Source organism: Myceligenerans halotolerans, assembly GCF_054782975.1.
Map to the genome: position 1 here is coordinate 55,507 of NZ_BAAGRL010000028.1, position 24,545 is coordinate 80,051.

Consider the following 24,545-nt stretch of genomic DNA (forward strand, 5'->3'; position numbering starts at 1 on the left):
CAAGAACGCCTGTACTTCGGTGACCGGCGGATGGCGAATGCCTGTTGCATAGCGGGCATGACTATCTCCCATGAATCCATGCCCCGCCGCCCGGTGAAAGTCGTCTTTCTTGACATCGACGGCACGCTTCTGCCGGACGCCGGCGATGTGGTGCCGGAGCGGGCCCGATCCGCGGTGGCCGCGACGGTGGCGAAGGGCATCAACGTGGTGCTGTGCACGGGCCGTTCCGTGGTTGGGGTGCTGCCGATCGCCGAGCAGTTGCGGCTGGGTGAGGGCTCGGTGTTCATCGCGTCCAACGGCGCGGTCACCGCGGAACTGACCGGGAACCGGCGTCGCCCCTTCCAGATCGTGCGCCGGCGGGTGTTCGATCCGTGGGCCGCGCTCACGGTCGCCATGACGGTGTCCCCGCAGGTCAGCATGGCCGTCGAGCGGGTCGGGGTCGGGTGGCGGGTGAACCGGCCCTTCCCGGTCGGCCGGCTGAACGGGCTGGAGCACCTCGTGGACGAGCGGGTGCTGTGGTCGGAGCACACCACCCGCGCCGTCGTGCACGCACCCGGCATCGCCGAGTACGCGCCGCAGATCGAGGGCACCGGATGCACCGCGACCCCGAACGGCACCGACTGGATCGACCTGACGGCGCCCGCGCTGTCCAAGGCGAGCGAGGCCGATGCGCTGCGACACCGGTGGGGCATCCACCCTGATGACACCGCCGCGATCGGTGACGGCGCCAACGACATCGGGCTGCTGCGCCAGGTCCGCCACGGGTCCTCGATGGGGCATGCCTCACGGGCCGTGAAGGACGCCGCCGATTACATCACCGGCTCGATCGACCACGACGGCGTGGTTGGAGCCCTGAACTCCCTGACGATCTCCAGCCGCGAGGTTCAGGTGCAGCCTGCCAGGTCGGAGGTGGACACCCGATGACGACCTTCGAGGAGGACGACCCCACTGCGAGTTGGCAGACCGGTCCCTTTGCCGGCCACAAGGCCGTGATCCCCGAGGGCTACGGAGCCCGGCTCGGGGAGGCCGGCATCTGCGACTCGTGCGGGAAGCCGGTCCGGCTCCAGTACGTCGGCGATGACGTGTGCCTGTGGATCGCCCACGGCGAGCCCGCCGACACCGAGGCCCGCTGCGACGGCGGCACGAGCACGTTCATGACCGCGATGAGATTGACGCGCCACCATGCCAGGAAACGGCTGTGGTCCTACCACTACTCCGACGTCGTCCAGCCCTGAACACGAAGGAGACCCCCGTGCTCATCGGCGTCCTGATCGTCATCTACGCACTCATCCTCGCCGTCGCCTGGCTCGTTCGGCTGCGGTGGCACTGACCTCACACCCCACCTGCTCGCCTCGGAAGGATGATCATGACCCCGAAAAGCCGTCGCGGTCGGCTACGCCCGCGATGCCGCGCAGCTCGCCGTCGTGCAACGCCACGCGCGCGACCACGGCTACCGGCTGGCCCACGTCGTCGAGGACCGGCGCGACGCGGCCACGATCAGCCAACTCACCCAGCACGCCGCAGACCACGACGCCGGCCTCGTCATCCTGCCCGGCGACGCCATCCTGTCAGCCGCCCGCACCCGGCTGGAGAAGGAACTCGCCGGCCTCGGCGCGGCCTGCATCGTGCTCGGCGCCCCGAACGACCCTGCCCGCGGAACGTTTGACCGCGTACTGCCACGCCGCGACTTCGACACCGCCCGAGGCAGGCACTCCAAACGTAGCTACTCACCCCGGACGGCTCGGTCACCTGGGTGACACGGTCACGCGCGTCGTACGCGTAGGACGTGGTTCCGGCGATGCTGTCCGTAACCTGGGCGAGCCGGTCCAGGCTGTCGTATGTGTACGTCTCCTGTGACTGCGTACCGGCGTAGGCGTCCTGCACAGTCTGGATACGACCGAACGAGTCATAGGTGAGGGTGGTCGTGCTCCCGGCCCGGGAGGTGGCTGTGGAGATCCGGCCGGCAGCATCGTGGCGTTCGTCGTCCTGCTCATGATCTACGGAGTGCCGTAAGAGTGTTCGGCCCTCTCTTCCCGCGGCCCGCGGCCGGCCGCGTCGATGCCTGTCGCCGCGCGGGGACCGGAGCACGGGAGTACTTTCGAATTCCCGGTCCGTACCGATGAAGAGAGCAGGGCTGATCATGGACTTCTGGGATTTCTTCTGGTTGATGATCTGGACGTTCTTCCTCGTGGCCTACCTTCTGGTGTTGTTCCAGATCGTCGTGGATCTCTTCCGCGACAAGGAGCTCTCGGGATGGTGGAAGGCGCTGTGGATTCTCTTCCTCATCTTCCTGCCCGTCCTCACGGCACTCGTCTACCTGATCGCTCGCGGCCGGGGAATGGGGCTGCGGCAGGTGGAGACGGTGGCAGAGGCTCGCCGCGAGACCGAGAGCTACATCCGCGACGTTGCCGCGGCCTCGCCGGCCGACCAGATCGCGAGCGCGAAGTCGCTCCTGGACGACGGCGCGATCACCCCGGACGAGTTCGAGAGGCTCAAGACCAAGGCCATGACCTGACCGGCCGATCCTGATGCTCGCGGCGTTCACGTGGGGCGCGGTCGGCGCGGCGGCGCTGCTGGTCGGCGCCTTGGTGGCGTACGCCGGGGCGCCGAGCCGCCGGTTCATCGCGATCGTGATGGGGCTCGGCGCCGGCCTGCTCATCGGGTCGGTCGCGTTCGAGCTGATCGACGAGGCGGTCGAGACCGCATCGGTCGGTCTGGTGGGGCTCATGACCCTGCTCGGAGTCGCGACATTCACCGCTGGTGACTGGTGGCTGAGCCGCAGGGGCGGCGGCGGGCGCAAGGACGCGGGCGGGGCCCAGGCAGACGGGACTCCGCTCGCGATCGTCTTCGGCTCGGTGCTCGACGGCATCCCCGAGTCGTTCGTCCTGGGACTGACGGTGCTCCAGGGAAATGTCAGTATCGCCCTGCTCACGGGCATCATCCTGAGCAACTTCCCCGAAGGGCTGTCGTCGTCGAGTGGGCTCCGTGCCGCCGGATGGACCCGATCGCGGGTGCTGGGGATGTGGTCGGTCGTCATGCTCGTCGCGGCGGTGAGCGCCGCGCTCGGCTACGCGCTGCTCGATCCGGCCAGCGGCCGTACCGGAGCGCTCGCCCAGGGGTTCGCCGCCGGGGCGCTGCTCGCGATGGTCTCCAACACGCTGCTGCCCGAGTCGTACCGGGTCGAGGGTGTGGCGACGGGATCCCTGGTGGCGGTCGGCTTCGCCGTCTCCCTGTCGATGTCTGCGATCTAAAGGTCGGGTGACGTCACCCGAAGCAGGTGAAGCGATTTCCTCCGTCGACGTCGCACGCTAGGGCCTGCCGAGGAAGCGAGGTAGTCCCATGTCCGAGTCGAACAAGCACACGGCGCCGAATCCGCCGTCGGCGACGATCGCCCGTCAGCAGCAGGATCTTCTCGCACGGCTGCCGTTCGCCGACACCCAGGACTTCGAGGACGCCGACCGGGGGTTCCTCGGCACGGCGGCGTCGGGCCAGATCCGGGATGCCGGCGGACGTGTCGTGTGGGATCTGGACTCCTACGACTTCCTGCGGGGCGACGCGCCGGATTCGGTGAACCCGAGCCTGTGGCGGCAGTCCCGGCTCGCCGCGCGGCACGGCCTGTACGAGGTGGTCGAGGGCATCTACCAGGTGCGTGGTCTCGATCTGTCGAACGTCACGTTCGTCGAGGGCGATGCGGGCGTCGTCGTCATCGACCCGCTGCTCAGCCGGGAGACCGCGGCAGCCGCGCTCGCGCTGTACCGCGAGCACCGGGGGGACCGTCCGGTCACGGGGATGATCTACACCCACGCCCACGCGGACCACTTCGGCGGGGTCAAGGGCATGATGAGCCAGGACGACGCCGACGCCGGGCGTGTCCCGGTGGTCGCGCCGGAGTCGTTCCTGGAGCACGCGATCTCCGAGAACGTGTACGCGGGCACGGCGATGAGCCGCCGGGCGGCCTACATGTACGGAGCGTCGCTCCCGCGCGGCCCGCAGGGCCAGGTGGGTGCGGGCCTGGGCCAGACGGTCTCCGTCGGCGAGGTCACGCTCATCCCGCCGACGCACGACATCACCACGACCGGGCAGGAGGAGGTCGTCGACGGGGTCCGCATGGTGTTCCAGATGGCCCCGGACACCGAGGCGCCGGCCGAGATGCTGATCTACTTCCCCGACCTCCGGGCCCTGTGCACCGCCGAGGACGCCACACACACCTTCCACAACCTGCTGACCCTGCGCGGTGCCGTGGTGCGCGACCCGCACGGCTGGTCCGGCTACCTGACCGAGGCGATCGACCTGTTCGGCGGCAAGGCCGACGTCGCGTTCGCGTCCCACCACTGGCCCACCTGGGGCGCGGACCGCGTGGTCGAGTTCCTGTCCGTCCAGCGTGACCTGTACGGGTACGTGCACGACCAGACGCTGCGCCTGCTCAACAAGGGCCTGACCGGTCCGGAGATCGCCGAGGAGCTCCAGCTCCCGCCGGCGCTGCGGGACGCCTGGAGCGCCCGCGGGTACTACGGGTCGCTGAGTCACAACGTCAAGGCGGTCTACCAGCGGTACATGGGCTGGTTCGACGGCAACCCGGCAAGCCTCTGGCAGCACACCCCGGTGGAGAAGGCGAAGCGGTACGTCGACGCGATCGGCGGCGCCGACGCGGTCGTCGACCGGGGGCGTGCGGCGTTCGACGCCGGCGACTACCGCTGGGCCGCCGAGCTCCTCAACCACGCCGTGTTCGCCGAGCCCGATCATCCGGCGGCCCGTGCCCTGCTCGCCGACACCTACGAGCAGCTCGGGTTCGGCGCGGAGAACGGCACCTGGCGCAGTTTCTACCTGGCGGGTGCCACCGAGCTGCGCGACGGCCAGTTCGGCACCCCGACGCAGACCGTCTCGCACGACATCGTGTCGACCCTCAGCCCCGAGATGCTGTTCGACGCCCTGGCCGTGCAGATCGACGGGCCCAAGGCCTGGGACGAGCGCATCGCCATCGACGTCAGCCTGACCGACGCCGGCGAGCGGTACCGCCTCCGGCTCGCCAACGGCGTGCTGACGTACAGCACGGCCCCGCAGCGCGAGCCGGCCGACGCGACGCTGTCGATGCCGCGGGCGTCGCTCAAGGTACTGGCCGGCGGCGCGCCGGACCCCGCCGCGCTGACCGCAGCCGGAATCGAGATGACCGGCGACACCTCCGCGCTGACGCGGCTCATGGCGGTCCTCGACCCGGGCGACGACAACTTCGCCGTCGTCACGCCGTGAGCGGCCAAGCCATGAACGCCGTCCCACCCGACGACGCCGCCCGCCTGGCCGAGCTGGAGCGGGAGAACGCCCGGCTGCGACGACGCCTCGACGAGGCGCAGGCCATGCCGGAGGACGCCGCCTCCCGGCCCGCACGACACCGCGGGCGCACCGCGGCCGCCGTCGTCCTCATCACGCTCGGCGCCCTGCTCGCACCGGCCGCCGTCGTCGCGGCGTGGGTGGAGCGCACTCTGACCGACACCGACCGCTACGTCGCCACGGTCGCCCCGCTCGCGGACGACCCGACCGTGCAGTCGGCCGTGGCGGGACGGCTGACCGAGGCCGTGATGGCGCGGATCGACGTGGGGGCCGTGGTGGACGACGTCGCGGCAGGGCTCGCCGCGCAGGACGTCCCGCCACGTGCGACGACGGCCCTGACCGCGCTCGAGGCCCCGCTGACCAGCGGCGTCGAGTCGTTCGTCCGCCGGGCCGCCGACGGTGTCGTCCGGAGCGAACAGTTCGAGTCCGCGTGGGACCAGGCCAACCGGGTCGCGCACCAGCAGTTCGTCGCCGCGATGCGGGGGACCGGGAGCGACGTCGTCCAGGTCGGCGCGGAGGGGCAGCTCACGATCTCGCTCGCCGGGATGATCGACGTGCTCAAAGAATGGCTCGCCGAGCGCGGGTTCGGGCTCGCGGCTAACCTGCCCACCATCGACGCGACGTTCACGATCGTGGAGACCTCGCAGCTCGTCGAGCTCCGCAACCGGTACGCCCAGCTGGTCGCGCTGGGGACCTGGCTGCCCTGGGTCGCGCTGGCCCTGCTGGCCGCGGGCGTCCTCGCCGCGACGCACCACCTGCGCGCCCTGGTCGCCACGGGGCTCGCGCTCGTCGTGGCGATGCTCGTCCTCGCCGTCGGCCTCGCGATCGCCCGCGGCCTGTACCTCGACGCGCTCAGCGGGCAGGTGGCGCGGCTGGACGCCGCCGAGGTCGTGTTCGACCAGCTCGTCACGTTCCTGCGCGTCACGCTGCGCACCGTGGGGGTGCTGGGCCTGGCCGTCGCGCTGGCGGCCTACCTCGGCGGGTCCAGCGCCTCGGCGCGCGGCCTGCGCGCCGGCATCGGCACGGGCCTCGGCAGGACCCGCACGTGGGCCGAGCACCGGGGCGTGACCGCCGGGCCCGCAGGCACCTGGCTCGGCGAGCACCGCGGCGTCGTCCGCACGGCGGTCGTCGCGCTCGCGGCCGTGGTCGTGCTGCTCGCGTCGAACCCGACGCCCGGGCTCGTCGTCGGCGTCGCCGTCGGCGCCGGGCTGGTCATCACGCTGATCGAGCTCCTGGCCCGGCCTCCGACGGCGGCGCGTGACGAGCCGTCCTGAGGTCATCCGGGGAAAGCCTCCCGGCCCGAGGCGGCACGTTCACCCGCAACGGGTGAGTCCTTCGGCACCGCGGGGCGCGCATGGTGGGGGAACAGTCGAGAGCGACGGGAAACCGGAGGCGAACCGATGGCGGCCCAGGGACAGCAACCGGAATACCCTCTGCAGGGTCAGACCCGCGTGGACGCACGGACCCTGTGGTCCGGGGGCGTGGCGACGGCCCTGGTCGCGGCGCTCATCGCGCTCGTGGGCGTGGTCGTGTTCCGTGGCGTGTTCGGGATTCCCATCATGGCCCCCGAGGAGGACGGCGTGTGGGGAAACGTCTCGACGACCTGGCTCATGGTCACGGCCGCCGTCGCCGCGCTGGTCGCGGTGGCGCTGGTGCACCTGCTGCTGCTGCTGAGCACGCCGCGCGCCCTGTCGTTCTTCGGCTGGATCGTGGGCCTCGCCATCGTCGTCGCCGGCGTCGCGCCGTTCGTCACCGACGCCGAGATCGCCAGCAAGCTGGCGAGTGCCCTCATCAACGTGGTCATCGGGTTCGCGATCCTGGGCCTGGTCTCCGGGGTCGCGCGCACCGCGGTCACCCGCGCCGCGCGGGCCGGGTGAGGCGCCCGTCGCCCGGTCGCACCGTTTCCCAGCTCTCGTGGAGGTTCTCATGGACCCGTCGTTCGGCCCCGTCGAACTCGTCGCACTCGCCTTCGACTCGCCACGGATCCCGCCGTCGGTCACCCGGGCCGTGCGCGACGTCGCCGGGAGCGGCGCCGTCACCCTGCTGGACCTCGCCGTCGTCCGCCGGGGAGACGACGGCGAGCTGGTCGTCCTGGAGGCCACGGACGTGGGTGGCGAGGCCGACGTCGTGGGCGTGGAGCTCTCGGCGCCGGGCCTCACCGGCGACGAGGATCTCCGGGAGATCGCCGCGGTGGTCGAACCGGGGACGTCCGTCCTCGTCCTCGCGATCGAGCACACCTGGTCGCGTGAGCTCGTCTCGGCGGCCGTCAGCGTGGACGCCGACGTGATCCTGCACGAGCGGGTCCCCGCCGTGATCGTCAACGAGATCGCCGCTCAGGCGGGGGCCGTCCCGGGCTCCCAGGGCTGAGCGACCTCACCACCCTCCTCACCACCACTGATCGGAGCTGTGACATGCCTCCTTTCCGACGCGTCGGCAGGCCCGGCCTCATCGGCGCGGCCGCACGCACCGCGGTGATCGCGGGTACCGCCTCGGCCACCACGGGCGCGATCCAGCGGCGCCAGGCGCGCAAGGCCGAGGAACAGTACGAGGCCCAGCAGTACGAAGCCCAGCAGGCGCAGCAGGCCACGGCCCCGCCGCAACCGGCACCGCCGTCGTCGGTTCCCGCGCCGGCCGACTCGAACGACGTCCTGCTCGCCCAGCTGACGAAGCTCGGCGAGCTGCACTCCCAGGGCGTGCTGGACGACGCCGAGTTCGCCGCGGCCAAGGCGAAACTGCTGGGGTGAACGCGTGAACGACGCGGGCGACGCGGGCGACACCGACGGGGAACCCGGCCGCTGGCACCTGGAGACCCTCGCGGTCATCCTGCTGTCCGTCACCGCGGTCCTGACGGCGTGGAGCGGGTTCGAGGCCAGCAAGTGGAGCGGTGAGATGTCGATCGCGTTCTCCCGGGCCTCGTCCCAGCGGATCGAGGCGGCGCGGGAGGCGGCGGCCGCGGACGCCGCCCGGTCGGTGGACCTGCAGATCTTCGGCATCTGGCTCGAGGCGCGGGCGGCAGGCGAAGAGGAACTGGAGACGTTCGCCCGGGAACGCTTCACCGACCACTTCGCTCTGGCGTTCGACGAGTGGATTGCGACGCGCCCGCTCCTGAACCCGGACGCGCCGGACAGCCCGTTCGCGCTGGACACCTACGAGCCGCCCGGCGCGGCCGACGCCGTCGCGGCCGACGCCCACGCCGAGGACTACTTCGCCCAAGCGCTGACCCACAACCGCCGCGGCGACAACTACACCCTGCTGACGGTGCTGTTCGCGATGGTCCTGTTCTTCGGCGCGCTGGCCACCCGCTTCAGCTCCCGGCGCCGTTCCTGGGCGGTCCTGACCGGCGCGACCGTCCTGTTCCTGGCCGGCATGAGCTTCCTGATCGCCTTCCCGAAGATCATCTGACGCGCCCGCGGCTCAGCTGACGCGCTCCCGGCGCCGTCACAGCCCGGAGATCCCGTCGCCGATCATCTTGGTGCCGAGCACCACGAGCAGGACCGCCATGATGACGGCGTTGTTGTGGGTCATCCAGGTCTTGAGGCCGTTGAGCAGGGCCGCGGCCCGGTCGCCGGTGGTGACGTAGACGACCACCGGGGCGGCCACGCCCAGGCTCGCGACCACGGCGAAGACGACGGCGGCGCCGGCCTGGGCCGCGACGTCGTCCGTAGCGGCGGCGACCGTCGCCCCGCCCGAGACGACGAGCAGGAGGTTCTTCGGGTTCACGGCGCTGAGCAGGACACCGAGGCCCAGGGCCCGCGCCGGCGTGAAGCCGTTGATCGCGGCCATCCACCGCGGCGCGGGCGGTTCCCTGCCCGGAGCCGGCCGGGCCCGCCACTGCCGGACCGCGACAAGCAGCAGGAGGACGCCCAGCGTGATCTTGACCCAGCCGACCCACGCGGGCGGTCCGCCGTTCCCGCCCGCCGCGGCACCGGCGAGGAACGCGACGGCGAGCGTGACGGCGAGGATCGCCACGAACCAGCCGGCCAGGAAGGCCATGGCATTGGCGCGTGCGCGCCCGCTCGTGAGCATGAGCACCACCGCGACGATCGGCAGCGGGCTCACGAGGACGCCGACCGCGATCGGGAGGGACTGGCCTGTCGCGCTTCCCATCGTGACCTCACAGAAGGTGGAAGCTGCGGGCGATGGCGAGCGCCTCGCTGCGGCGCGACGCCGCCAGCTTCCCGTAGAGGCTGGAGACGTGCGTCTTGACGGTGTTCTCCGAGACGAAGAGCGCCGCCGCGATGTCCGCGTACGTGGCGCCTCGCGCCAGCTCGTCGAGGACCTCCCGCTCGCGTGGGCTGAGCGACGGCGGGCTGAGCACCGCGCCGGCATGCTCCCGCTCGCGAGGGTTCGCGGTCAGGGTCGAGTAGTGCCGCACGATGTCGGGCCGGTCGGTGGCGGCGGTGGCGAGCTCGCGGACCCAGGCGTTGTTCCCGCTGTCCGCGAGCCGTTTCAGGAGCAGTTCGATCGGGGTGCCCTGACGCGTCCAGCCGAGGAAGGGGGCGGCGTTGCGGCGTGTCTCGGTGGCCGACGCCGCCTCCGCGAGGCGCTCCTCGGCGCGCGCGGGCTCGCCCAGCGCGTCCAGCAGCTGAGCCTCGCAGACCAGGGCGAGCGCGCGCGTGGCGGGCTGGGAGTAGGCGGCGTCGGCACCGGCGGCCTCGAACGCGGCGGCGGCGCGCCGCCGATCGCCGTCCCGGTCGGCGCACAGGCCCTGCACGAGCGCGGCCTCGCCGACGACGCCGAGCGCGGCGAGCGCCGGGTGCTGGGTCCTGAGCGTCTCACGGTCGTCGGCGAGGGAGGCCACGAACGCCCGCTCGACGAGCAGCGTGACGCGCAGGTGGTCCGGAATCTGGTCGTCGGTCAGCTTGGGCCGCTCGCCCGGCGCGGCGAGCGCGCGCTGGGCCTCGCTCACGGCGCCGGCGAGCACCGCGTGCCGCGCGTCCGAGATCCGGGACCAGAACTGGACGCAGAGGTCGCCGCTGTGATGCCGCGCGCCGACGACGGGGGCGACGACGGGTTCCCCCGGCGCCGGGACGTCCAGCAGACGCGCCAGCAGCCGGGCGAGGCCTGCGCGTGCCGCGACGATCCGCGTGTGCGGCCCGTCCGGCACGCCCAGCGCGGCGAGCGCCTGGTCGGCGAGCTCCACGCAGGTGCTCTCCCGCCCCTGCATGTACTGGGTGAAGGCGAGCTGGCTGAGGGCGCTGACATCGAGCGACAGGAGTCCCTGGCTGCGCGAGAGGCTGACGGCGGTGGTGAGGCTCGTCTCGGCCTCGGTGAGCTCGCCGAGCCAGTTCTGCGCCGTGCCCAGCTCGTACGCCAGCACGGGCAGGACGTCCGCGTTGGCCTCGCCCACGACCGCGCGCGACAGGGACGCCTCGAGCACGCGCCTGGCGTGGCCGGCGGCGGCGTACAGGGGTTCCCGCCCGAGCGCGGCGCGCCAGAGGCGGACGCAGGCGACGCGCGCGTCGAGGTTCGGGCGGCGGCGTGCCCCCCCAGGCCCGCTCGGGTGACGCCTGCCCGGCAAGGAGACGGTCGCCCCAATGACGCGAGCCTTCGACGTCGTCCCGGAGCCAGTGCCCGAACGCGAGGGCGAACCAGACGTCGGGGCGGGCGTCCACGATCTCGGGCCGGGCCTGGACGAACCTGTCCACCTCGTCGTTCTCGGCCTGGTTCAGCATCATCCGCACGCCGTCGCGTGCGATGACGTCGGCGGCCTCTGCCGGGGCGTGGACGCGGACCAGGCGCGAGAACGCCTTGTCCAGGTGCCCGCGCGCCATGTCGAGCCGGACGGCGCGGATCACGGTCGAGCGCGCCCGCGCGGCGTCGACCCCGCCGGCGGCGAGCCGTTGCCGGACGACCTCGGCCAGGTGCGGGTGCACCCGGAAGCCGCTCCGGAGGGTGTCGTCCCCGTCCGCGTGGTTGCCGTCGTGCTCCCGGATGACGAGCAGGCCGGTGCTCTCGAGCTCGGCGAGGATCTCGCCGGCGCGCTGGTCGTGGGAGAGATGGGCGGCAGTGGATGCGGTGACGACGCCTTCGCCGGCGACGCACAGGAGCAGGTGGCGCTGCTGCGGCGTGAGGGTGGCGAAGACCTCTCCGGCGATGTGCGTCGCGAGCGACGCCATACCGGCCGACATGCGACGGACGGCCGTGTCGCGGTCGCGGGCCGCGCCGAGCCCGCGCGCGGCCAGCACGGTGGCGGCGCACCAGCCGTCCGCCTGCCGGGCCACGGCGTCGAGCACCTGCCGGTCGGCGCTGCGGGCGTGGGCGGCGATGAGCTCGTCGCTCTCGGCCTCGCTCAACCGGAGCAGGTCGCCGCGCAGGAAGGTGAAGTTGCCCAGGAGCTCCGGGACGAGCCGGGTCAGCGGGAGGTCCCAGCGGCTCAGCAGCAGCAGGCGCAGCGACTCGGGGGCCGAGTTGAGGCGGTGATCGATCCAGTGCAGGGTCGCGGCGGGCAGCGCGTGCGCGTCGTCGATCACGACCAGCGGCCGTTCCGCCGGGGCGTCACCCCGGGTGCCCGGGCCGTCCACGACCCGGGCGAGCCGGGCCGGCGACCAGTCGGGGCCGGCCGGGACCCAGGTCGTCCGGCGGGCCCGCGGCCGCGCGCCGTACCGCAGCCACCCGGCGACACCCATCGTCTTGCCGGACCCGACGGGTGCCACCACGAGGGTCACGGCGCAGGCGGTGGCGTCGTCGAGGTGCTGCCAGAACCGGGTGCGGGGAACGTACACGCGCGGGACGTGCGGTACGGAAGACGCGCCAGACATCGCCGCGGGTCGTGAGACGGTCGCGATGTGGTGCGGAGCGGAACTCAGGAAAGAATGCACTGACAGTCTCCCTCGAATCGTGCGCACCGACCCGGCCGCGACGTCTGGCATGACCGCACTCATCCGAGACTAGGATTCGGCGCACGATCGCGCGAAAGATAGTGCGTGGAATCACCGTCATCGCGCACCATGGGCTATTTCGCCCACCCGATCTGCCGCCCGCGCACCCGCGCCGCCGTTCACCGGTAACGGGTGATGCCGCCCCGCCGGCGTCGGCCTGGAATGGGCCTGTCCCTGACAGCTCGGCGTACCGAGGGAGCTTGCCATGTCACAAGCCACACTGACCGTCTGGAAGTTCAAGACCGCGACGGGCGCGCAGGCCGCGGAGGACACGGTGCAGCAGCTCGCCCGCGAGAACCTGCTCACCGTGCACGACGCGGCCGTCGTGTCCTGGGAGGAGGGCGCCAGGAAACCCAAGACCAGGCAGCTGGCCTCCACGACCGGCGCCGGAGCCCTCGGCGGCACGTTCTGGGGCATGCTGTTCGGCCTCATCTTCTTCGTCCCGCTGCTCGGCGCGGCGATCGGCGCCGCCACCGGCGCGCTCGCCGGATCGCTCACCGACGTCGGGATCGACGACGGGTTCATCAACCGAGTGCGCGACGAGATCACGCCCGGGACGTCCGCGCTCTTCCTCATGTCGTCCGACGCCGTCGTCGACAAGGTCCGCGACGCCATGGCCGGCCAGGAGACGCCCGACCTGATCTTCACGAACCTCAGCACCGAGCAGGAGTCCGCGCTACGCGAGGTCTTCGCGGAGTGAGCGCGGCAGGGCGCTGACCGGCACGAGGATCGCCTATGCGCGCCCGTCGGCCAGACGGTCCGCCAGTGTCCGGCCGATCCACGCCGCCGAGCGCACCGCACTGCCGCAGTTCGCCGCGAGCAGCCCCGGCACCGGCTCGGTGACCGCGAGCTTCTTGTGCGCGGAGTCGACGCCCCACAGGATCCGCTCCACGCGAGCGTCACGCAGCCACGGCAGCACGTCACCGACCCCGCTGTCCAGCAGCTCCGCCCAGTAGTCCACCGGGCCGGCGGTGTCGTCGTCCTCCACGATGTCCTCCTGGCCCACGACCACCCGGATCCCGCCGTCCGTCCGCTTCACGAACACGTAGGCGAAACCCTTCCCGACCGGCACGATCGTGTGGGGGAGGCGCGCGCGGTGCTCGTCGACCGGGAGGTCCAGCACGAACAGCTGCCGCTTCTCGGCCTCCGTGTCGTGCGCGGGCAGCACCCGCGGGGTGCGCGCGCCGAGGGCCACGAGCACCTGCCGGGCGTGGACGTCGCCCTGCGAGGTCTCGACGACGTAACCGCCGTCGTCCCCGGGGCGTACGGCGGTCACGGTCGTGCCCGGGTGCCACGCGACGCCGTCGGCCCGCGCGGTGTTCACGAGGTGATCGACGAGGCGGGCAGCGGAGAGGTTCAGGGCCGGGATCAGTTCACCCGTGTGCAGCAGGTGGTAGGTGTTCTCCAGCGCGTCGAGCTCGACGCCGTCGGACAGCAGCCCGCGGACGAAGCCCGCCGTCTCGCTCGTCATCTCGCGCTTGACCGCGTCGTCCCACGCCCACCGGATGCTGCCGCCCGAGTAGCGGTAGGTTGCGCGGTGGTCCGGGTCGGTCGGGTCGGCCAAGGAGCCGTCCGGCACGGCGTCGGGCAGGGCGCCGGGTCCGCGGCCGGGCAGGGCGCCGGGTCGGTCGGCCGTGAGCATCGCGATGTGCAGCCCGGGACGGCGTCTCGCGAGGAAGCGCGCGGTGGCGGCGCCGATCGGGCCCGCGCCGCAGATCGCCACGTCCACGTCACCGGTGAGCTGGGTGCTGTCGGTCGTCATCGGAGTCCTCCCGGTCGGTGCATCTGGCCTGTGCGGGTGTGCGCGTCGAGCAGGTCGTCGGCGGGGGTGCGGCGCCGGTCGAGGAGGTCCGCGAACGGGGTGAGGAGCTCCGCCTCGCCCGGCAGGCCGGCGAGGGCTTTTCCCGCGGCCTCCAGGACGCGGGCGGCTCCGTCGGCGATCTCGGGGACGTCGAAGGCTCCGGTGGCGGCGCGCTGGTGCAGCTCGCGGCTCGGCACGTCGCTGCGTCCCGGGAGCTCGCCGGAGAGGCACACGCCGAGCGTCAGGGCGGCGCCGGCCAGGAGGTGGGCGCGGCTCAGGAAGGCGTCGTATGCCTTGAACTCGATCCGGCCGCGCTCGGCCGGAACCCGCGGGCGGTACAGGGAGACGGGGGAGACGGCGGGGTCCGGGGCCCGCTCCACGAAGCAGCGGGCCGCGACCCGCCGCCAGGTGCGCTCGTAGGTCCGCCGGCTCGGGCCGCCCCACGGGCCGCCGTCGAAGAAGGGGGAGCTGAAGCTGAACGGCACCATGTACGGGCTGTAGTGCGTCAGCTTCCGCGTCAGGTCGACCACGCCGGCGTCGTCGAGACCGGGGAACGAGAGGTTCACGTCCGGGCCGAAGCTGACGTTGGAGACGCTCGCGTGGCCGTACTCGTGGTGCTCGGCGCGCATCGCGCGCTCCCAGTCGTTGAGCGGGGGCTCGATCCGGTACTCCGTCAGCGTGGGGTGGAAGCCGACGATCCCCAGGCCGAGGCCGAGCGGGGCCAGGCGCTCCTCGAGCAGGCCCTGCAGGTGCAGGAGACGGTCCGCGGCCCCGGAGAGGTTCGTGCCGATCGGCGTGCGGATCTCCACGCCCTTGACCCGCAGGTCCTGGAACGTGCCGTCCGGGCCGAACCGCTCGTCGCCCTCCAGGTACCAGTAGCCGGACTTGATGCCGAGGTCGCCACGGGTGAGCGAGTCGTCGTCCGCGCCCTCGCCGCCGGCCAGGGCCGCGTCGAGCGACCGCCAGTCCAGGGTGGTGAAGTCGCGAATCCTTTGCGAAACATCGACCAGCACATACTCGAACTCGAACCCGCATTTGTACGGCACGGACCTACTTTAGACACCACGTGCCCGTTTTGTATTGGCTGGTGGGGGTGAGAGCTGTTCGCCCCGCGCGAAGTGCCGTCAGTGTTCCCGCAGGGACATCGACGGTGCGCTGGGTGACAAGCCAGGACCGGCGCGCCTGCAAAGAATGACGGAGAGGTGGCCACAGGCATGCGGTCCCTGACGACTGCACGAGGGAGACAACGATGTCCGGATCCGTCCAAGCGCTCGCCGAGAGCGCGCTGCTCGACCGCGTCCAGGCACGCCCGGGGGAGGGGCGCGAGATCCTCGACGCCGCCACCCGCGAGGTGATCGGCCGCGCCCCGGTCCATACCGTCGCGGACCTCGACGCGGGGGCGGCCCGCGCGTCGGCCGCCCAGCCCGGCTGGGCGGCGCTCGGGCACGGGCGCCGCGCCGAGCTGCTGCTCGCGGCCGCCGAGGCGATCGAGGCGAACGCCGAGCCCCTGGCGCATCTCCTCTCGCGGGAGCAGGGCAAGCCGCTCAACGGGCCGAACGCCCGGTTCGAGCTCGGCGCGTGCGCGGCGTGGCTGCGCGCCACGGCGAACACGGTCCTGGACCCGGAGGTCCTGGTCGACGACGAGACCGGGTACGCGGAGCTGACCTACAAGCCGGTCGGCGTCGTCGGGGCCATCGGGCCCTGGAACTGGCCGCTGATGATCGGCATCTGGCAGATCGCGCCGTCCCTGCGGATGGGGAACACGGTGGTGGTCAAGCCGAGCGAGTACACGCCGCTGAGCGTGCTCGCGATGGTCTCGGTGCTCAACGACGTGCTGCCCGACGACGTCCTGGTGGCCGTGTCCGGGGGGCGTGACGTCGGGGCCGCTCTCGCCGCGCACGCAGGGGTCGACAAGATCATGTTCACCGGGTCGACGGCGACCGGGCGCAAGATCGTGGAGGCCTCCGCGGGCAACCTCGCCCGCCTCACGCTCGAGCTGGGCGGCAACGACGCGGGGATCGTCCTGCCGGACGCCGACCCGAAGGCGATCGCGCAGGACCTGTTCTGGGGCGCGTTCGTCAACACCGGCCAGACCTGCGCGGCGCTGAAGCGCCTGTACGTCCACGACTCGATCTACGAGGAGGTGGTCGCCGAGCTCGCGGGCGTCGCCGCGCAGACCCCGATGGGTCGCGGCCTGGAGGAGAACAACGTGCTGGGCCCGCTGCAGAACCCGCAGCAGCTCGCCGTCGTGACCCGCCTGGTGGACGACGCCCGGGCCCGCGGCGGACGCATCGTCACCGGCGGCGCACCGGCGCCGGAGCTGGGTGAGCTGTTCTACCCGGTCACGATCGTCGCGGACCTCGACGACGGGGCGCCGCTCGTCGACGAGGAACAGTTCGGCCCGGCGCTGCCCGTCATCCGGTACCACGACGTCGACGACGCGGTGGCGAGCGCGAACCGGTTGGACGTGGGGCTGGGCGCGTCGGTGTGGTCGGGCGACCGCGACCGGGCCCGGGAGATCGCGGGCCGGCTGGAGGCCGGGACGGTCTGGATCAACGGGCACGGTGGTCTGCACCCGATGGCACCGTTCGGCGGGATCAAGAACTCCGGTTACGGGCTCGAGTTCGGCGTCGCAGGCCTCAAGGCCGTCGCCGTCCCACAGGTCACGCACGGCTGAACGGGGCAGGCGAAACAGAACGCGGCCCCCGCACCTCGGACGGTGCGGGGGCCGCGCCACGCCATGCCACGGCTCGGCTCACTCGCGGGGCACGTTGAACCGCTCCAGGTCGTCGGACAGCCCCTGATACACCGCCGGCCGGTTCTTCCGCAGGTGGACGCCGTACCCGATCCCGCCGCCGAGGGCGAGCACCAGCAGCAGCGGCATGAGCTGGATGGCCAGGGCGTCCGAGCCGGCGACGACGTCGAAGTTCGCCACGGCCATGACGACGATCGCGAGCAGCCCGAGGAACCCGATTCCCGGGGCCACGAGCGTGCTCCAGGTCCTCCGGTCCCGGGCCCGCCGGAAGTACACGATGATCGACAGCGCGGCCAGCCCCTGCAGCACGAGCACGCTGAGCGTGCCGAATCCCAGCATGGCGGGCACGAGCGTTCCGATGGGGTCGGCGCCGGCCATCAGGAACAGCCCGGCGACGACCGCGGCGAACCCGGCCTGGACGACGCCGGCGACCTGCGGAGCACCGCCGGGCCGGGTGCGGGCGAGCGCGCGGGGCAGCACCCGGGCGCGGCCGAGCGAGTAGAGGTAGCGGGTCGCGGAGTTGTGGAACGCGAGCATCGCCGCGAAGAGGCTCACCAGGAGCAGCACCATCATGACGGTCGTGAGCGGCCCGCCGAGGTAGGTCTGGGCGAGGACGAAGATCAGGTCTCCGGACGCCAGATGATCGAGCGCGGTCTGCTGCGCCTGCGCGACGCCGGTCGCGCTCACCACCGCCCACGCCGTGACGCCCAGGATGACGCCGATGGCCGTGATCGCGGTGTAGGTGGCGCGGGGGACCGTGCGCAGCGGGTCGCGCGCCTCCTCGCTGAACAGGGCGGTGGCCTCGAACCCGAGGAACCCGGTGGCGGCCAGCAGCAGGCCGATGGGGAGCGACCCGGACAGCACCGACTCCGGGCTGAACGCGCTGACGTCGTAGCCGGTCTGCACGAGCACCGAGATGTCGAACACGACGAGGATCAGCACCTCGAGCACCAGCGCGACGCCGAGCACCTTCGAGCTGAAGTCGATGCCGGTGCGCGCCAGCACGAAGCAGGTCACGATCGACGCCAGCCCCCAGACGTACCAGTTCAGGTCGAACCCGGTGAGGTCGGTGATGATCACCTGCATGAAGAACCCGCTGGTGCCGATGGTGCCGACGACGAAGAAGTTGTAGCCGAGGGTCGCGATGAACCCGGCGACGAGGCCGCCGGTGCGGCCGAGCCCCTCGACCACGAACGCGTAGAAGCCGCCTGCGCTGACGAGCTGTTTCGACATCTGGGCGTAGCCGACTGCGAAGAGCAGCAGGACCGCCGCGACGAGGAGGAACGACATCGGCGTCCCCCCTCCGTTGCCGAGCGCGATCGCGAGCGAGGCCACGACGACGACGCCGGTCAGCGGGGCGACGGCGGCGAGGACCAGGAACACGATGCCGGCCACGCCGAGGGCGTCGCGCCGGAGGGCGGTGGACTCTGTGGGGGGCTGAGCGGTGGTGCTCACGTCGGCTCCTTTGCCAGGGATGGTTACCGCTGAGGGGGATGTCTGCCTCGGATTCTGCGGGGCACGCGTGCGGCCGGGCTTGCCGGACAGCGCACAGCGCTGTTGCGCCCGTGCAGACCGCGGCTCCGGGTGCTGCCCTGCGGACCCGCCGGCCCACAGGATGGACCGATGGATCTCGGGCTCGAAGGACGCGTCGTGCTGGTCCGTCGTACGTCACCGGCGCCGTGCTCGTCGTCGACGGCGGGGCGCACGTCGTCGACGTGCCCACCATCGCGTTCCAGCACGCGGGCGAGTAGTGACGGTCAGCTGTGCCGGCTGCACCGAGCGTCAAGCGGACGGCGCCACGACGCAAGACGCGACCAGGGCCGTCCTTCGAGGATCGGAGTACACGTACCGGTGGTGCCCCTCGCGACGGAGCGGGCCGACGGCGCCCCGGTTTCCGACGCGACACGGGAGATGTCCGATGACCGAACGACGAGAGACCGTCCGCCGCCGGCAGTTCCTCCAGGGAGCGGGAGCAGGTGTCGCCCTGGGAGTGCTCGGCACGGACAGCGCCGCCGCCGCTCCCGGGCACGGGCACCGGAAGGCCGACCTGCTCCTGCACAACGGCAGCATCCTCACGCCGGACGGGACGTCCCGGCCTCCGGCGGAGGCCATCGCCGTCCGGGACGGCGTCGTCCAGGCGGTCGGCCGCGCGCGTGACCTGCGCCGGTTCACCGGCCCGCGCACGGAGGTGGTCGATCTCGCCGGCCGTACCGTGATCCCCGGCATCAACGACGCCCACCTGCACGCGATGGGTTTCGGGACGAGTCAGCCGCCGCTCACCCTCGACCTCAGCAGGGATGCCGTCGGCTCGATCGCCGACATCCGCGACGTCGTCGCCGAGGCGCTCGCCGCGAAGGAGCCCGGCGGGTGGATCCGCGGCAGCGGGTGGGACCAGGGCTACCTCGCCGAGGGGCGGTACCCGACCCGCCACGACATCGACGAGGTCTCACCCGACAACCCGGTCCACCTCGCGGAGTGGTCGTACCACGCCGTGTGGGTGAACTCGAAGGCACTGGAGCTGGCGGGGATCACCCGGGACACCGAGGCGCCGCTCGGCGGGGAGATCGTCAAGGACGGGTCGGGCGAGCCGACCGGTCTGCTGCTGGAGGGGGCGGCAGGGCTCGTCGCGAGGGTGCTCCCCGATTTCACGGAGGAGGAGAAGCGCCAGGGGCTGCGGCTGTCGGCCGACCTGATGCACCGGTACGGGATCACGTCGTGCACGGAGCCCGGCATCGACCTGGACTCGGTCGCGCTGTACCACGACCTGCTCTGCGCGGGGGAGATCCGTCAGCGGTTCACCATCATGCTCGCGGCCTCCGGTGCCGGGGATCTTCGGGAGACCCTGGCGCGAGCGCGCCGGCTCCGGACGGATCCGGCCTGGCTGAACGTGAGCCAGGTGAAGATCTTCGGCGACGGCGTGCCGACCCAGGCCCGCACCGCCTGGGTCTCCGAGCCCTACGTGGGCGGCGGCACCGGAGGCATGACCCTTCCCGGCGACTCGGAGGAGGAGCAGCTCGCACTCCTCGGCGAATGGGTGCACACCGCGCACGCGATGGGTTTCCAGGTGGGCACCCATGCGACGGGAGACCTGATGATCAAGGCCGTCGTCGACGCCTATGAGGCGGCCGCCGCCGAGCACGGCGACCGCGGGCTACGGCACTACGTGATCCACGGGGACCTCCCCGACCTGGCCGACCTGCGCCGCATGGCGGCCTCGGGCTTCGGGCTGAGCTTCAACCCGCAGATCAAGCGTTCGCTGTCCCACCAGCTGGTCGACATCATCGGGAAGGATCGCGCCGACTACCAGTGGCCGTACCGCACCGCGCTCGACACGGGCGTCCACGTCGGCAGTTCGTCCGACGCGCCGGTGGTCGGGTTCCCGGACTTCCGCGAAGGGCTCACCGCGATGCTGACGCGGCAGAGCCTGGTGACGGGCGAGGTCTTCGGCGAGCGCGAGCGCATCGGCCTGGACGAGGCGCTCGCGACGTACACGACGGCGGGGGCCTGGCAGGATCACGCCGAGCACTGGAAGGGGAAGCTCACCCCGGGCATGGCGGCGGATCTGGTGGTTCTCGACGGCGACCTCGTGGAGACGGCACGGATGGCGCCGGAAGAGATCGTCGACCTGCCGATCGGCATGACGTTCGTCGGCGGCGAGCTCGTGCACGACGCGATCTCCGGGACCTCCGCCGGGTCGCCGCCCGCCGCCGCATCCTCCACCGCAGCGGCCGCGGCGGGCCTGGCCGGCTACATGTCCCACGGTTGCACCCACACGTAGGAGTCCGCGGAGAGGCGTGGTCGGCAGCTTGTCGGAGGATCGGCTCCTCGGGGGACCGATCATCCGACAAGCTGCCGACCACACCTGCCTGCGCGGCGGGCAGCGCGGCGCGGTCAGCGCACGCCCGTGGTGTCGAGCACCTCGGCGCGTGCGCCGACCGGGAAGTTCACGGTCGAGGTGGTGTCGAAGCCGTCGTTGCCGAAGATCTTGCCGTCGGTCCGCATCGCCGACAGGTCGATCAGGAGGAGCCCGAGGGTCGGCACGATCTTCTCCCGCCAGACGAACAGCGTGAGCCCGTCCCGGATGCCGACGTGGTGGCACCGGTCGGTGTCCGCGAGTCCCTGCTCCACGCCGTTCAGGCAGTGCCAGGTGTAGAGGCCGGGCGTGAGGTAGACGTGCTCGTACACCTCGTTCGGCGAGTACGTGTACCGGTTGCGGAAACCGACGAGCTCCGTGGTCGGGCCGTGCAACGGCGCGGTCGAGCCGGCGACCCGGCCGTGCCGGATCCGGGCGGTGACGCCGGCGGGGTCGTCCCCGCGCTGCACCCGCGTCCAGGTGGACTCCGCGCGGACCTCGTCCGGCGGAAGCTCGCCCTCCACGAGGGTCACCAGACCCGCCTCGGTGTCGAGGACGAACGTCGTCGAGCCCCCGCCGTCGACCCCGTCGATCAGGTAGACGCCGTCGCGGAGCGACGTGACGCGGACCGGAGCCTCGGCGCCGTCACCCCACCTGGCGACCCCGTCGGCGAGGCCGAGCGTCAGGCGCTCTCCGAGGTCGAGCTCGAACGACGCACCATCGAGGTCGGCGACCCGTTCGAGGATGTTCGCGTCGGGCGCGAACCCGTCTCCGAGGGCGCCGACCGGGATGAACGATTCGGTCATGAAGGTCCTCACCTTGCTGTCGGGGGATGGGTCAGTGGCCGCAGCGGCAGGCGTCGTCGCCGCCGCAGCATGCCGTCGCGGGTGAGCAGTGACCCGCCGCGCCGTCGGGCAGGTCCAGCGCCGGGTTGCGGTCCAGGAAGCCGTACGGCTTGAGGGCGAAGCCCGAGTGGTCGACGGGCATGACCGGCCAGTCCTCGGGCCGCGGGACATGGGTCGGCCCGAACACGTGCCAGAGCACGAGGTCGGTCCCGTCGAGGTCGCGGTCCGCGCTCGTCCAGGCGGGCAGCCCGGCGCCACCGGCGTGCGCGTTCGGGTACGGGCCCGCCGGGAACCGCTCGCCGGCGTCGAACGCCGTGGCCCACAGGTGCCGGGTCGCGAACGTGGCCCGGGCATGCACCGTCGAGTCCGGCTGCGCCATCAGCACAGGGCCGCCCTGCGGCACCAGGTGGTACGCCGTCGGCCGGCCCACGTGGTTGCGGCGGTGCGCGCTGGCGACCTCCCACACCCGCCCGGCCGCCGGATCGGCGAGCCGCGCCGCCTCCGACTCGCGGGCCAGCTGCCGGCTGCGCCACGTGAAGGCGTTGCCGTACGGGTTCGCCGCGCCGGTGGGGATGCCGACGACGTCCACCTCGTGGAGGGTGTTGTCCTCGCCGTCGACGGCCATGTCGAGGCGGGCGCAGAACAGGTGCTGGTGGACCGGCGCGAACACACCCGGCGCGATCTCCGGCGCGTGCGGGTTCCCGCTGCCGGGCACACCCGCACCGGCGAACACGATGCCGGTTGCCTTGGCCTCGACCTGGATCGTGCCGTCGAGGTACAGGTACCAGAAGAACCCGTAGTCGTAGTTGCCGATCGTGGCGAAGTAGCTGATGACGAGACGCCGGCTACGGCGGACCTCCGCGTTCCCCGCCAGGTCGGTGTGCTTCCAGAGGATGCCGTGGTCCTCCTCGTGCAGGCACACGGCCTGGGGGATCCGCACCGGGTTCCCGTGGTCGTCGGCGACGAGCGCGTCGAAGTAGTGGATGACGCCGAGGCAGTCGCAGCCGAGAGCCAGTGAGTTGGCGTTCTTGCCGAGCAGGTACTCGCCCGCGTCGAAGTAGCTGATCCAGAAGCGCGTGCTGGACGTGTCGCCGTAGGGCACGACCATCTCGGGGACGCTGCCCCGGTAGAGCACCGACCGCTCCTCGGCGTCGTCGCCGCTGCCGTCACGGAACGTCACGGTGTTGAGCACGAGCCCCTCACGGGCGTTGAAACCGACGCGGAAACGCCAGTTCTCCCAGGTCACCTCCGACCCGTCGACCGCGAAGCTCGGCCCCTCCGGCTGCGTGATCTCCAACGGCCGGAGCGTCGAGCGCGCGGGCCCGTGCTCCCCGAGCGAGTAGCCGCCCGACGCCATCGGCACCGGCACGTCGCCGTCGTCCTCGACCCGGATCGCCTTGCCCTCCGTGAGGTCGACGTGCACGACGAGGCCCTCGACCGGATGCGCCCACGGACTGTCGTCCGGGTGCGTGCGCAGGAACGTCAGCGACCGGATGACCCGGCGCCCCACCTCGTCCTCCCGCCCGAAGAACCCGGGGGCGAGCGGAGCGCAGAACGCGTCCTCGATGTACTCCCCGAGGCCGCGGCGACGCATGGCCGCCCGCCACCCGGGCGCGGCCTTCGCGATCTCGGCCGCGGCGTCGTACTCCTCGAACAGGTACTGCGGCTGCCCGTAGGGCGGCCGGTCGTTCTCCAGGACCGCGTGCTCCTCGACCCGCCCGTGCGTCACCGACACGACCGCCTCGCTCGCGCGGCCCGTGCCGCGGTCCAGGAGCGTCACCGCCACCCGGCGGTCGAGATCCGCGCCGGGACGCCACGCGGCGACCGCCTCCTTCGGCGGCTCGACCGGCAGCAGCTGCGCCACGCGCACGTCCCCGCCCAGCAGGCCCCCGGCGACCAGCACGTCGCGAGCCGCGGCGATCTCGTCGCCGGTCAGCGGGTCGAGCGGATGGACGGCGCTCTCGGGCGTCGTCACCCGTGCGCCGTGCGTGTGGGTGGTGTCCGGGAGGTGCGTCATCGGAGTCCTCGGTCGAGCGGGTGGTCGGCCCAGTATCGGACGCCGCGCCCCGCCGGTCATGACCGTGGGCGCTCGGGTGTTGACGGTCAGTGCGCCGCGCGATACTCCCGCGGGGGCACGCCGAGCTCCGCCTTGAACGCCCGGCTGAAGTGCGCGGCGTCGACGAACCCCCAGCGGGCCGCGATCGCGGAGACCGGGACGGCGGAGAACCGGGGGGAGAGGAGGTCGCGCCGGCAGCGTTCGAGCCGGCGCTGCCGCACCCACCCGGCCACGGTCGAGCCCGTGTCGTGGAACAGCGCGTGCAGGTGCCGGGTCGAGATGAAGTGCGCCGCGGCGATCGTGGCCGGGGTGAGGTCGGTGGAGCCGAGATGCTCCTCGATGTACGACCGGATGCGCTCGAGCAGCTCTTCGTGGGGGTCGCGGTGCGGCACGTGCCCGAGCTCGGCGGAGAACAGTGTGGAGACCAGGTCCAGCGTGCTGTGGGTCAGCCGGGTTCCCGGAGGCTGCTCGAGCTGTTCGAGGTGATCGCACAGGTGGGTGAGGAACGGGGCCACGATCGGCGCCACGCCGGTGTCCCCGCCCAGCCGGACCGCGGTGAGCTGCCGGAGCATGCCGGCGGGCAGCTCGATGCGGTTCTGGGGGAACATCAGCACGAGAGAGCGGAACTCGCGGTCGAACTCGAGCGTGTACGGACGCTGCGTGTCGTACACGGCCAGGTCGCCCGGGCGCAGCACGGTCTCCCGCCCGTCCTGCACAAGCAGGCCGGCGCCGGCCAGCATGAGGCTCACCTTGAACGAGGGGAGGCTGTCCTGTGCCGCCTGCCGGGGCGTCCGCTCGACGACGTGCCTGCCGCCGTGCAGGTCACTGACGTGCACGCCGTCGACCGTCACCGTGCGCACGACCCCGCGGAAGGAGTCCGGCGCGCCGCTCGACAGGTCGAGCGGGAGGAACACTCCCGCGACCACGGCCTGGTACGCCTGGAAGGTCGGTGCGACGTGGGTGGCGAGCGTGGCCGTCATCGGCTTCTCTCCTGACATTCGTACGGAGTGACGTCGTCGTCGGCGCCGT

24 protein-coding genes are annotated in these 24,545 nt (G+C 72.2%); 16 read left to right on the forward strand and 8 right to left on the reverse strand.

Annotated elements, in window-relative coordinates; translation table 11 throughout:
* The first annotated feature begins 57 nt into the window (after nucleotides 1-57).
* The 11 genes from ACYVK5_RS18635 (at nucleotide 58) to ACYVK5_RS18685 (ending at nucleotide 8,727) form a co-directional block, all read left to right on the forward strand.
* Nucleotides 58-924: an HAD family hydrolase gene (locus ACYVK5_RS18635; protein WP_460707456.1), complete on the forward strand. Its 867-nt coding sequence runs from the start codon at nucleotides 58-60 to the stop codon at nucleotides 922-924.
* The gene (locus tag ACYVK5_RS18640; protein ID WP_460707457.1) at nucleotides 921-1,235 is read left to right on the forward strand and encodes a hypothetical protein; all 315 of its coding nucleotides are present in this window, start codon (nucleotides 921-923) and stop codon (nucleotides 1,233-1,235) included. Before ACYVK5_RS18635 ends, ACYVK5_RS18640 begins: the two co-directional genes overlap by 4 nt.
* A gap of 189 nt (nucleotides 1,236-1,424) precedes the next feature.
* Nucleotides 1,425-1,757, forward strand: a complete 333-nt coding sequence (locus tag ACYVK5_RS18645) for a hypothetical protein (protein ID WP_460707458.1) — start codon at nucleotides 1,425-1,427, stop codon at nucleotides 1,755-1,757.
* A 383-nt stretch (nucleotides 1,758-2,140) separates the two neighbouring features.
* Nucleotides 2,141-2,515 carry an SHOCT domain-containing protein gene (locus ACYVK5_RS18650; protein ID WP_460707459.1) on the forward strand — a complete coding sequence of 125 codons (375 nt, stop codon included), beginning with the start codon at nucleotides 2,141-2,143 and terminating at the stop codon, nucleotides 2,513-2,515.
* A 13-nt stretch (nucleotides 2,516-2,528) separates the two neighbouring features.
* Nucleotides 2,529-3,251 carry a ZIP family metal transporter gene (locus tag ACYVK5_RS18655; RefSeq protein WP_460707460.1) on the forward strand — a complete coding sequence of 241 codons (723 nt, stop codon included), beginning with the start codon at nucleotides 2,529-2,531 and terminating at the stop codon, nucleotides 3,249-3,251.
* Nucleotides 3,252-3,339: 88 nt separating this feature from the next.
* Nucleotides 3,340-5,247, forward strand: a complete 1,908-nt coding sequence (locus ACYVK5_RS18660; protein WP_460707461.1) for an alkyl/aryl-sulfatase — start codon at nucleotides 3,340-3,342, stop codon at nucleotides 5,245-5,247.
* A gap of 11 nt (nucleotides 5,248-5,258) precedes the next feature.
* The gene (locus ACYVK5_RS18665) at nucleotides 5,259-6,599 is read left to right on the forward strand and encodes a hypothetical protein (protein ID WP_460707462.1); all 1,341 of its coding nucleotides are present in this window, start codon (nucleotides 5,259-5,261) and stop codon (nucleotides 6,597-6,599) included.
* Between the two features lie 177 nt (nucleotides 6,600-6,776).
* On the forward strand, nucleotides 6,777-7,202 hold the full coding sequence (locus tag ACYVK5_RS18670) for a DUF6069 family protein (protein WP_460707463.1): 426 nt from the start codon (nucleotides 6,777-6,779) through the stop codon (nucleotides 7,200-7,202).
* Between the two features lie 49 nt (nucleotides 7,203-7,251).
* Nucleotides 7,252-7,692: a DUF6325 family protein gene (locus ACYVK5_RS18675; protein ID WP_460707464.1), complete on the forward strand. Its 441-nt coding sequence runs from the start codon at nucleotides 7,252-7,254 to the stop codon at nucleotides 7,690-7,692.
* 44 nt (nucleotides 7,693-7,736) lie between these two features.
* Complete coding sequence (locus tag ACYVK5_RS18680; protein WP_460707465.1) at nucleotides 7,737-8,069, forward strand: SHOCT domain-containing protein; 333 nt, start codon at nucleotides 7,737-7,739, stop codon at nucleotides 8,067-8,069.
* A 4-nt stretch (nucleotides 8,070-8,073) separates the two neighbouring features.
* Nucleotides 8,074-8,727: a hypothetical protein gene (locus ACYVK5_RS18685; RefSeq protein WP_460707466.1), complete on the forward strand. Its 654-nt coding sequence runs from the start codon at nucleotides 8,074-8,076 to the stop codon at nucleotides 8,725-8,727.
* 36 nt (nucleotides 8,728-8,763) lie between these two features.
* Here the strand turns inward: ACYVK5_RS18685 and ACYVK5_RS18690 are convergent, their stop codons facing one another.
* Entirely contained in the window at nucleotides 8,764-9,432 is a 669-nt protein-coding gene (locus tag ACYVK5_RS18690) for a GAP family protein (protein ID WP_460707467.1), read from the reverse strand.
* A gap of 7 nt (nucleotides 9,433-9,439) precedes the next feature.
* The gene (locus ACYVK5_RS18695; protein WP_460707468.1) at nucleotides 9,440-10,846 is read right to left on the reverse strand and encodes a helix-turn-helix transcriptional regulator; all 1,407 of its coding nucleotides are present in this window, start codon (nucleotides 10,844-10,846) and stop codon (nucleotides 9,440-9,442) included.
* A gap of 16 nt (nucleotides 10,847-10,862) precedes the next feature.
* On the opposite strand from ACYVK5_RS18695, the gene ACYVK5_RS18700 reads away from it, so the two are divergent.
* Nucleotides 10,863-12,101: a hypothetical protein gene (locus ACYVK5_RS18700; RefSeq protein ID WP_460707469.1), complete on the forward strand. Its 1,239-nt coding sequence runs from the start codon at nucleotides 10,863-10,865 to the stop codon at nucleotides 12,099-12,101.
* 310 nt (nucleotides 12,102-12,411) lie between these two features.
* Nucleotides 12,412-12,906, forward strand: coding sequence for a DUF1269 domain-containing protein (locus tag ACYVK5_RS18705; RefSeq protein WP_460707470.1), 495 nt, complete (start codon nucleotides 12,412-12,414; stop codon nucleotides 12,904-12,906).
* 33 nt (nucleotides 12,907-12,939) lie between these two features.
* Here the strand turns inward: ACYVK5_RS18705 and ACYVK5_RS18710 are convergent, their stop codons facing one another.
* Both ACYVK5_RS18710 and ACYVK5_RS18715 read right to left on the reverse strand, forming a co-directional pair.
* On the reverse strand, nucleotides 12,940-13,968 hold the full coding sequence (locus ACYVK5_RS18710; RefSeq protein ID WP_460707471.1) for an NAD(P)/FAD-dependent oxidoreductase: 1,029 nt from the start codon (nucleotides 13,966-13,968) through the stop codon (nucleotides 12,940-12,942).
* The gene (locus ACYVK5_RS18715) at nucleotides 13,965-15,053 is read right to left on the reverse strand and encodes a glutamate-cysteine ligase family protein (protein ID WP_460707472.1); all 1,089 of its coding nucleotides are present in this window, start codon (nucleotides 15,051-15,053) and stop codon (nucleotides 13,965-13,967) included. The genes ACYVK5_RS18710 and ACYVK5_RS18715 overlap by 4 nt, the downstream gene beginning before the upstream one ends.
* A 203-nt stretch (nucleotides 15,054-15,256) precedes the next feature.
* Between ACYVK5_RS18715 and ACYVK5_RS18720 the strand changes: the two genes are divergently transcribed.
* On the forward strand, nucleotides 15,257-16,684 hold the full coding sequence (locus tag ACYVK5_RS18720) for an aldehyde dehydrogenase family protein (RefSeq protein ID WP_460707473.1): 1,428 nt from the start codon (nucleotides 15,257-15,259) through the stop codon (nucleotides 16,682-16,684).
* Nucleotides 16,685-16,762: 78 nt separating this feature from the next.
* Here ACYVK5_RS18720 and ACYVK5_RS18725 read toward each other — a convergent pair whose 3' ends face one another.
* Nucleotides 16,763-18,217 carry an APC family permease gene (locus tag ACYVK5_RS18725; protein WP_460707474.1) on the reverse strand — a complete coding sequence of 485 codons (1,455 nt, stop codon included), beginning with the start codon at nucleotides 18,215-18,217 and terminating at the stop codon, nucleotides 16,763-16,765.
* A gap of 110 nt (nucleotides 18,218-18,327) precedes the next feature.
* Between ACYVK5_RS18725 and ACYVK5_RS18730 the strand changes: the two genes are divergently transcribed.
* On the forward strand, nucleotides 18,328-18,513 hold the full coding sequence (locus tag ACYVK5_RS18730) for a hypothetical protein (protein ID WP_460707475.1): 186 nt from the start codon (nucleotides 18,328-18,330) through the stop codon (nucleotides 18,511-18,513).
* Nucleotides 18,514-18,680: 167 nt separating this feature from the next.
* Nucleotides 18,681-20,540 (forward strand): amidohydrolase, encoded by a 1,860-nt coding sequence (locus ACYVK5_RS18735; RefSeq protein ID WP_460707476.1) that lies wholly within the window; start codon nucleotides 18,681-18,683, stop codon nucleotides 20,538-20,540.
* A gap of 113 nt (nucleotides 20,541-20,653) precedes the next feature.
* On the opposite strand, the gene ACYVK5_RS18740 is transcribed toward ACYVK5_RS18735, so the two are convergent.
* The 3 genes from ACYVK5_RS18740 to ACYVK5_RS18750 all read right to left on the reverse strand — a co-directional run bounded on the left by ACYVK5_RS18740 (nucleotide 20,654) and on the right by ACYVK5_RS18750 (nucleotide 24,496).
* Entirely contained in the window at nucleotides 20,654-21,421 is a 768-nt protein-coding gene (locus tag ACYVK5_RS18740) for a MoaF C-terminal domain-containing protein (protein ID WP_460707477.1), read from the reverse strand.
* Nucleotides 21,422-21,452: 31 nt separating this feature from the next.
* Entirely contained in the window at nucleotides 21,453-23,477 is a 2,025-nt protein-coding gene (locus tag ACYVK5_RS18745) for a primary-amine oxidase (RefSeq protein ID WP_460707478.1), read from the reverse strand.
* Nucleotides 23,478-23,563: 86 nt separating this feature from the next.
* A complete protein-coding gene (locus tag ACYVK5_RS18750; protein WP_460707479.1) occupies nucleotides 23,564-24,496 on the reverse strand; it encodes an AraC-like ligand-binding domain-containing protein in 933 nt (310 codons plus the stop codon).
* Between the last annotated feature and the right edge of the window lie 49 nt (nucleotides 24,497-24,545).

What these genes read in the sequence shown, in the direction of transcription:
- ACYVK5_RS18660 (WP_460707461.1), top strand. Translation starts at nt 3,340, where the DNA reads ATGTCCGAGTCGAACAAGCACACGGCGCCGAATCCGCCGTCGGCGACG.
- ACYVK5_RS18680 (WP_460707465.1), top strand. Translation starts at nt 7,737, where the DNA reads ATGCCTCCTTTCCGACGCGTCGGCAGGCCCGGCCTCATCGGCGCGGCC.
- ACYVK5_RS18675 (WP_460707464.1), top strand. Translation starts at nt 7,252, where the DNA reads ATGGACCCGTCGTTCGGCCCCGTCGAACTCGTCGCACTCGCCTTCGAC.
- ACYVK5_RS18710 (WP_460707471.1), bottom strand. Translation starts at nt 13,968, where the DNA reads ATGACGACCGACAGCACCCAGCTCACCGGTGACGTGGACGTGGCGATC.
- ACYVK5_RS18740 (WP_460707477.1), bottom strand. Translation starts at nt 21,421, where the DNA reads ATGACCGAATCGTTCATCCCGGTCGGCGCCCTCGGAGACGGGTTCGCG.
- ACYVK5_RS18705 (WP_460707470.1), top strand. Translation starts at nt 12,412, where the DNA reads ATGTCACAAGCCACACTGACCGTCTGGAAGTTCAAGACCGCGACGGGC.
- ACYVK5_RS18635 (WP_460707456.1), top strand. Translation starts at nt 58, where the DNA reads ATGACTATCTCCCATGAATCCATGCCCCGCCGCCCGGTGAAAGTCGTC.
- ACYVK5_RS18655 (WP_460707460.1), top strand. Translation starts at nt 2,529, where the DNA reads ATGCTCGCGGCGTTCACGTGGGGCGCGGTCGGCGCGGCGGCGCTGCTG.
- ACYVK5_RS18690 (WP_460707467.1), bottom strand. Translation starts at nt 9,432, where the DNA reads ATGGGAAGCGCGACAGGCCAGTCCCTCCCGATCGCGGTCGGCGTCCTC.
- ACYVK5_RS18640 (WP_460707457.1), top strand. Translation starts at nt 921, where the DNA reads ATGACGACCTTCGAGGAGGACGACCCCACTGCGAGTTGGCAGACCGGT.
- ACYVK5_RS18650 (WP_460707459.1), top strand. Translation starts at nt 2,141, where the DNA reads ATGGACTTCTGGGATTTCTTCTGGTTGATGATCTGGACGTTCTTCCTC.
- ACYVK5_RS18665 (WP_460707462.1), top strand. Translation starts at nt 5,259, where the DNA reads ATGAACGCCGTCCCACCCGACGACGCCGCCCGCCTGGCCGAGCTGGAG.
- ACYVK5_RS18750 (WP_460707479.1), bottom strand. Translation starts at nt 24,496, where the DNA reads ATGACGGCCACGCTCGCCACCCACGTCGCACCGACCTTCCAGGCGTAC.
- ACYVK5_RS18745 (WP_460707478.1), bottom strand. Translation starts at nt 23,477, where the DNA reads ATGACGCACCTCCCGGACACCACCCACACGCACGGCGCACGGGTGACG.
- ACYVK5_RS18700 (WP_460707469.1), top strand. Translation starts at nt 10,863, where the DNA reads ATGACGCGAGCCTTCGACGTCGTCCCGGAGCCAGTGCCCGAACGCGAG.
- ACYVK5_RS18735 (WP_460707476.1), top strand. Translation starts at nt 18,681, where the DNA reads ATGACCGAACGACGAGAGACCGTCCGCCGCCGGCAGTTCCTCCAGGGA.
- ACYVK5_RS18720 (WP_460707473.1), top strand. Translation starts at nt 15,257, where the DNA reads ATGTCCGGATCCGTCCAAGCGCTCGCCGAGAGCGCGCTGCTCGACCGC.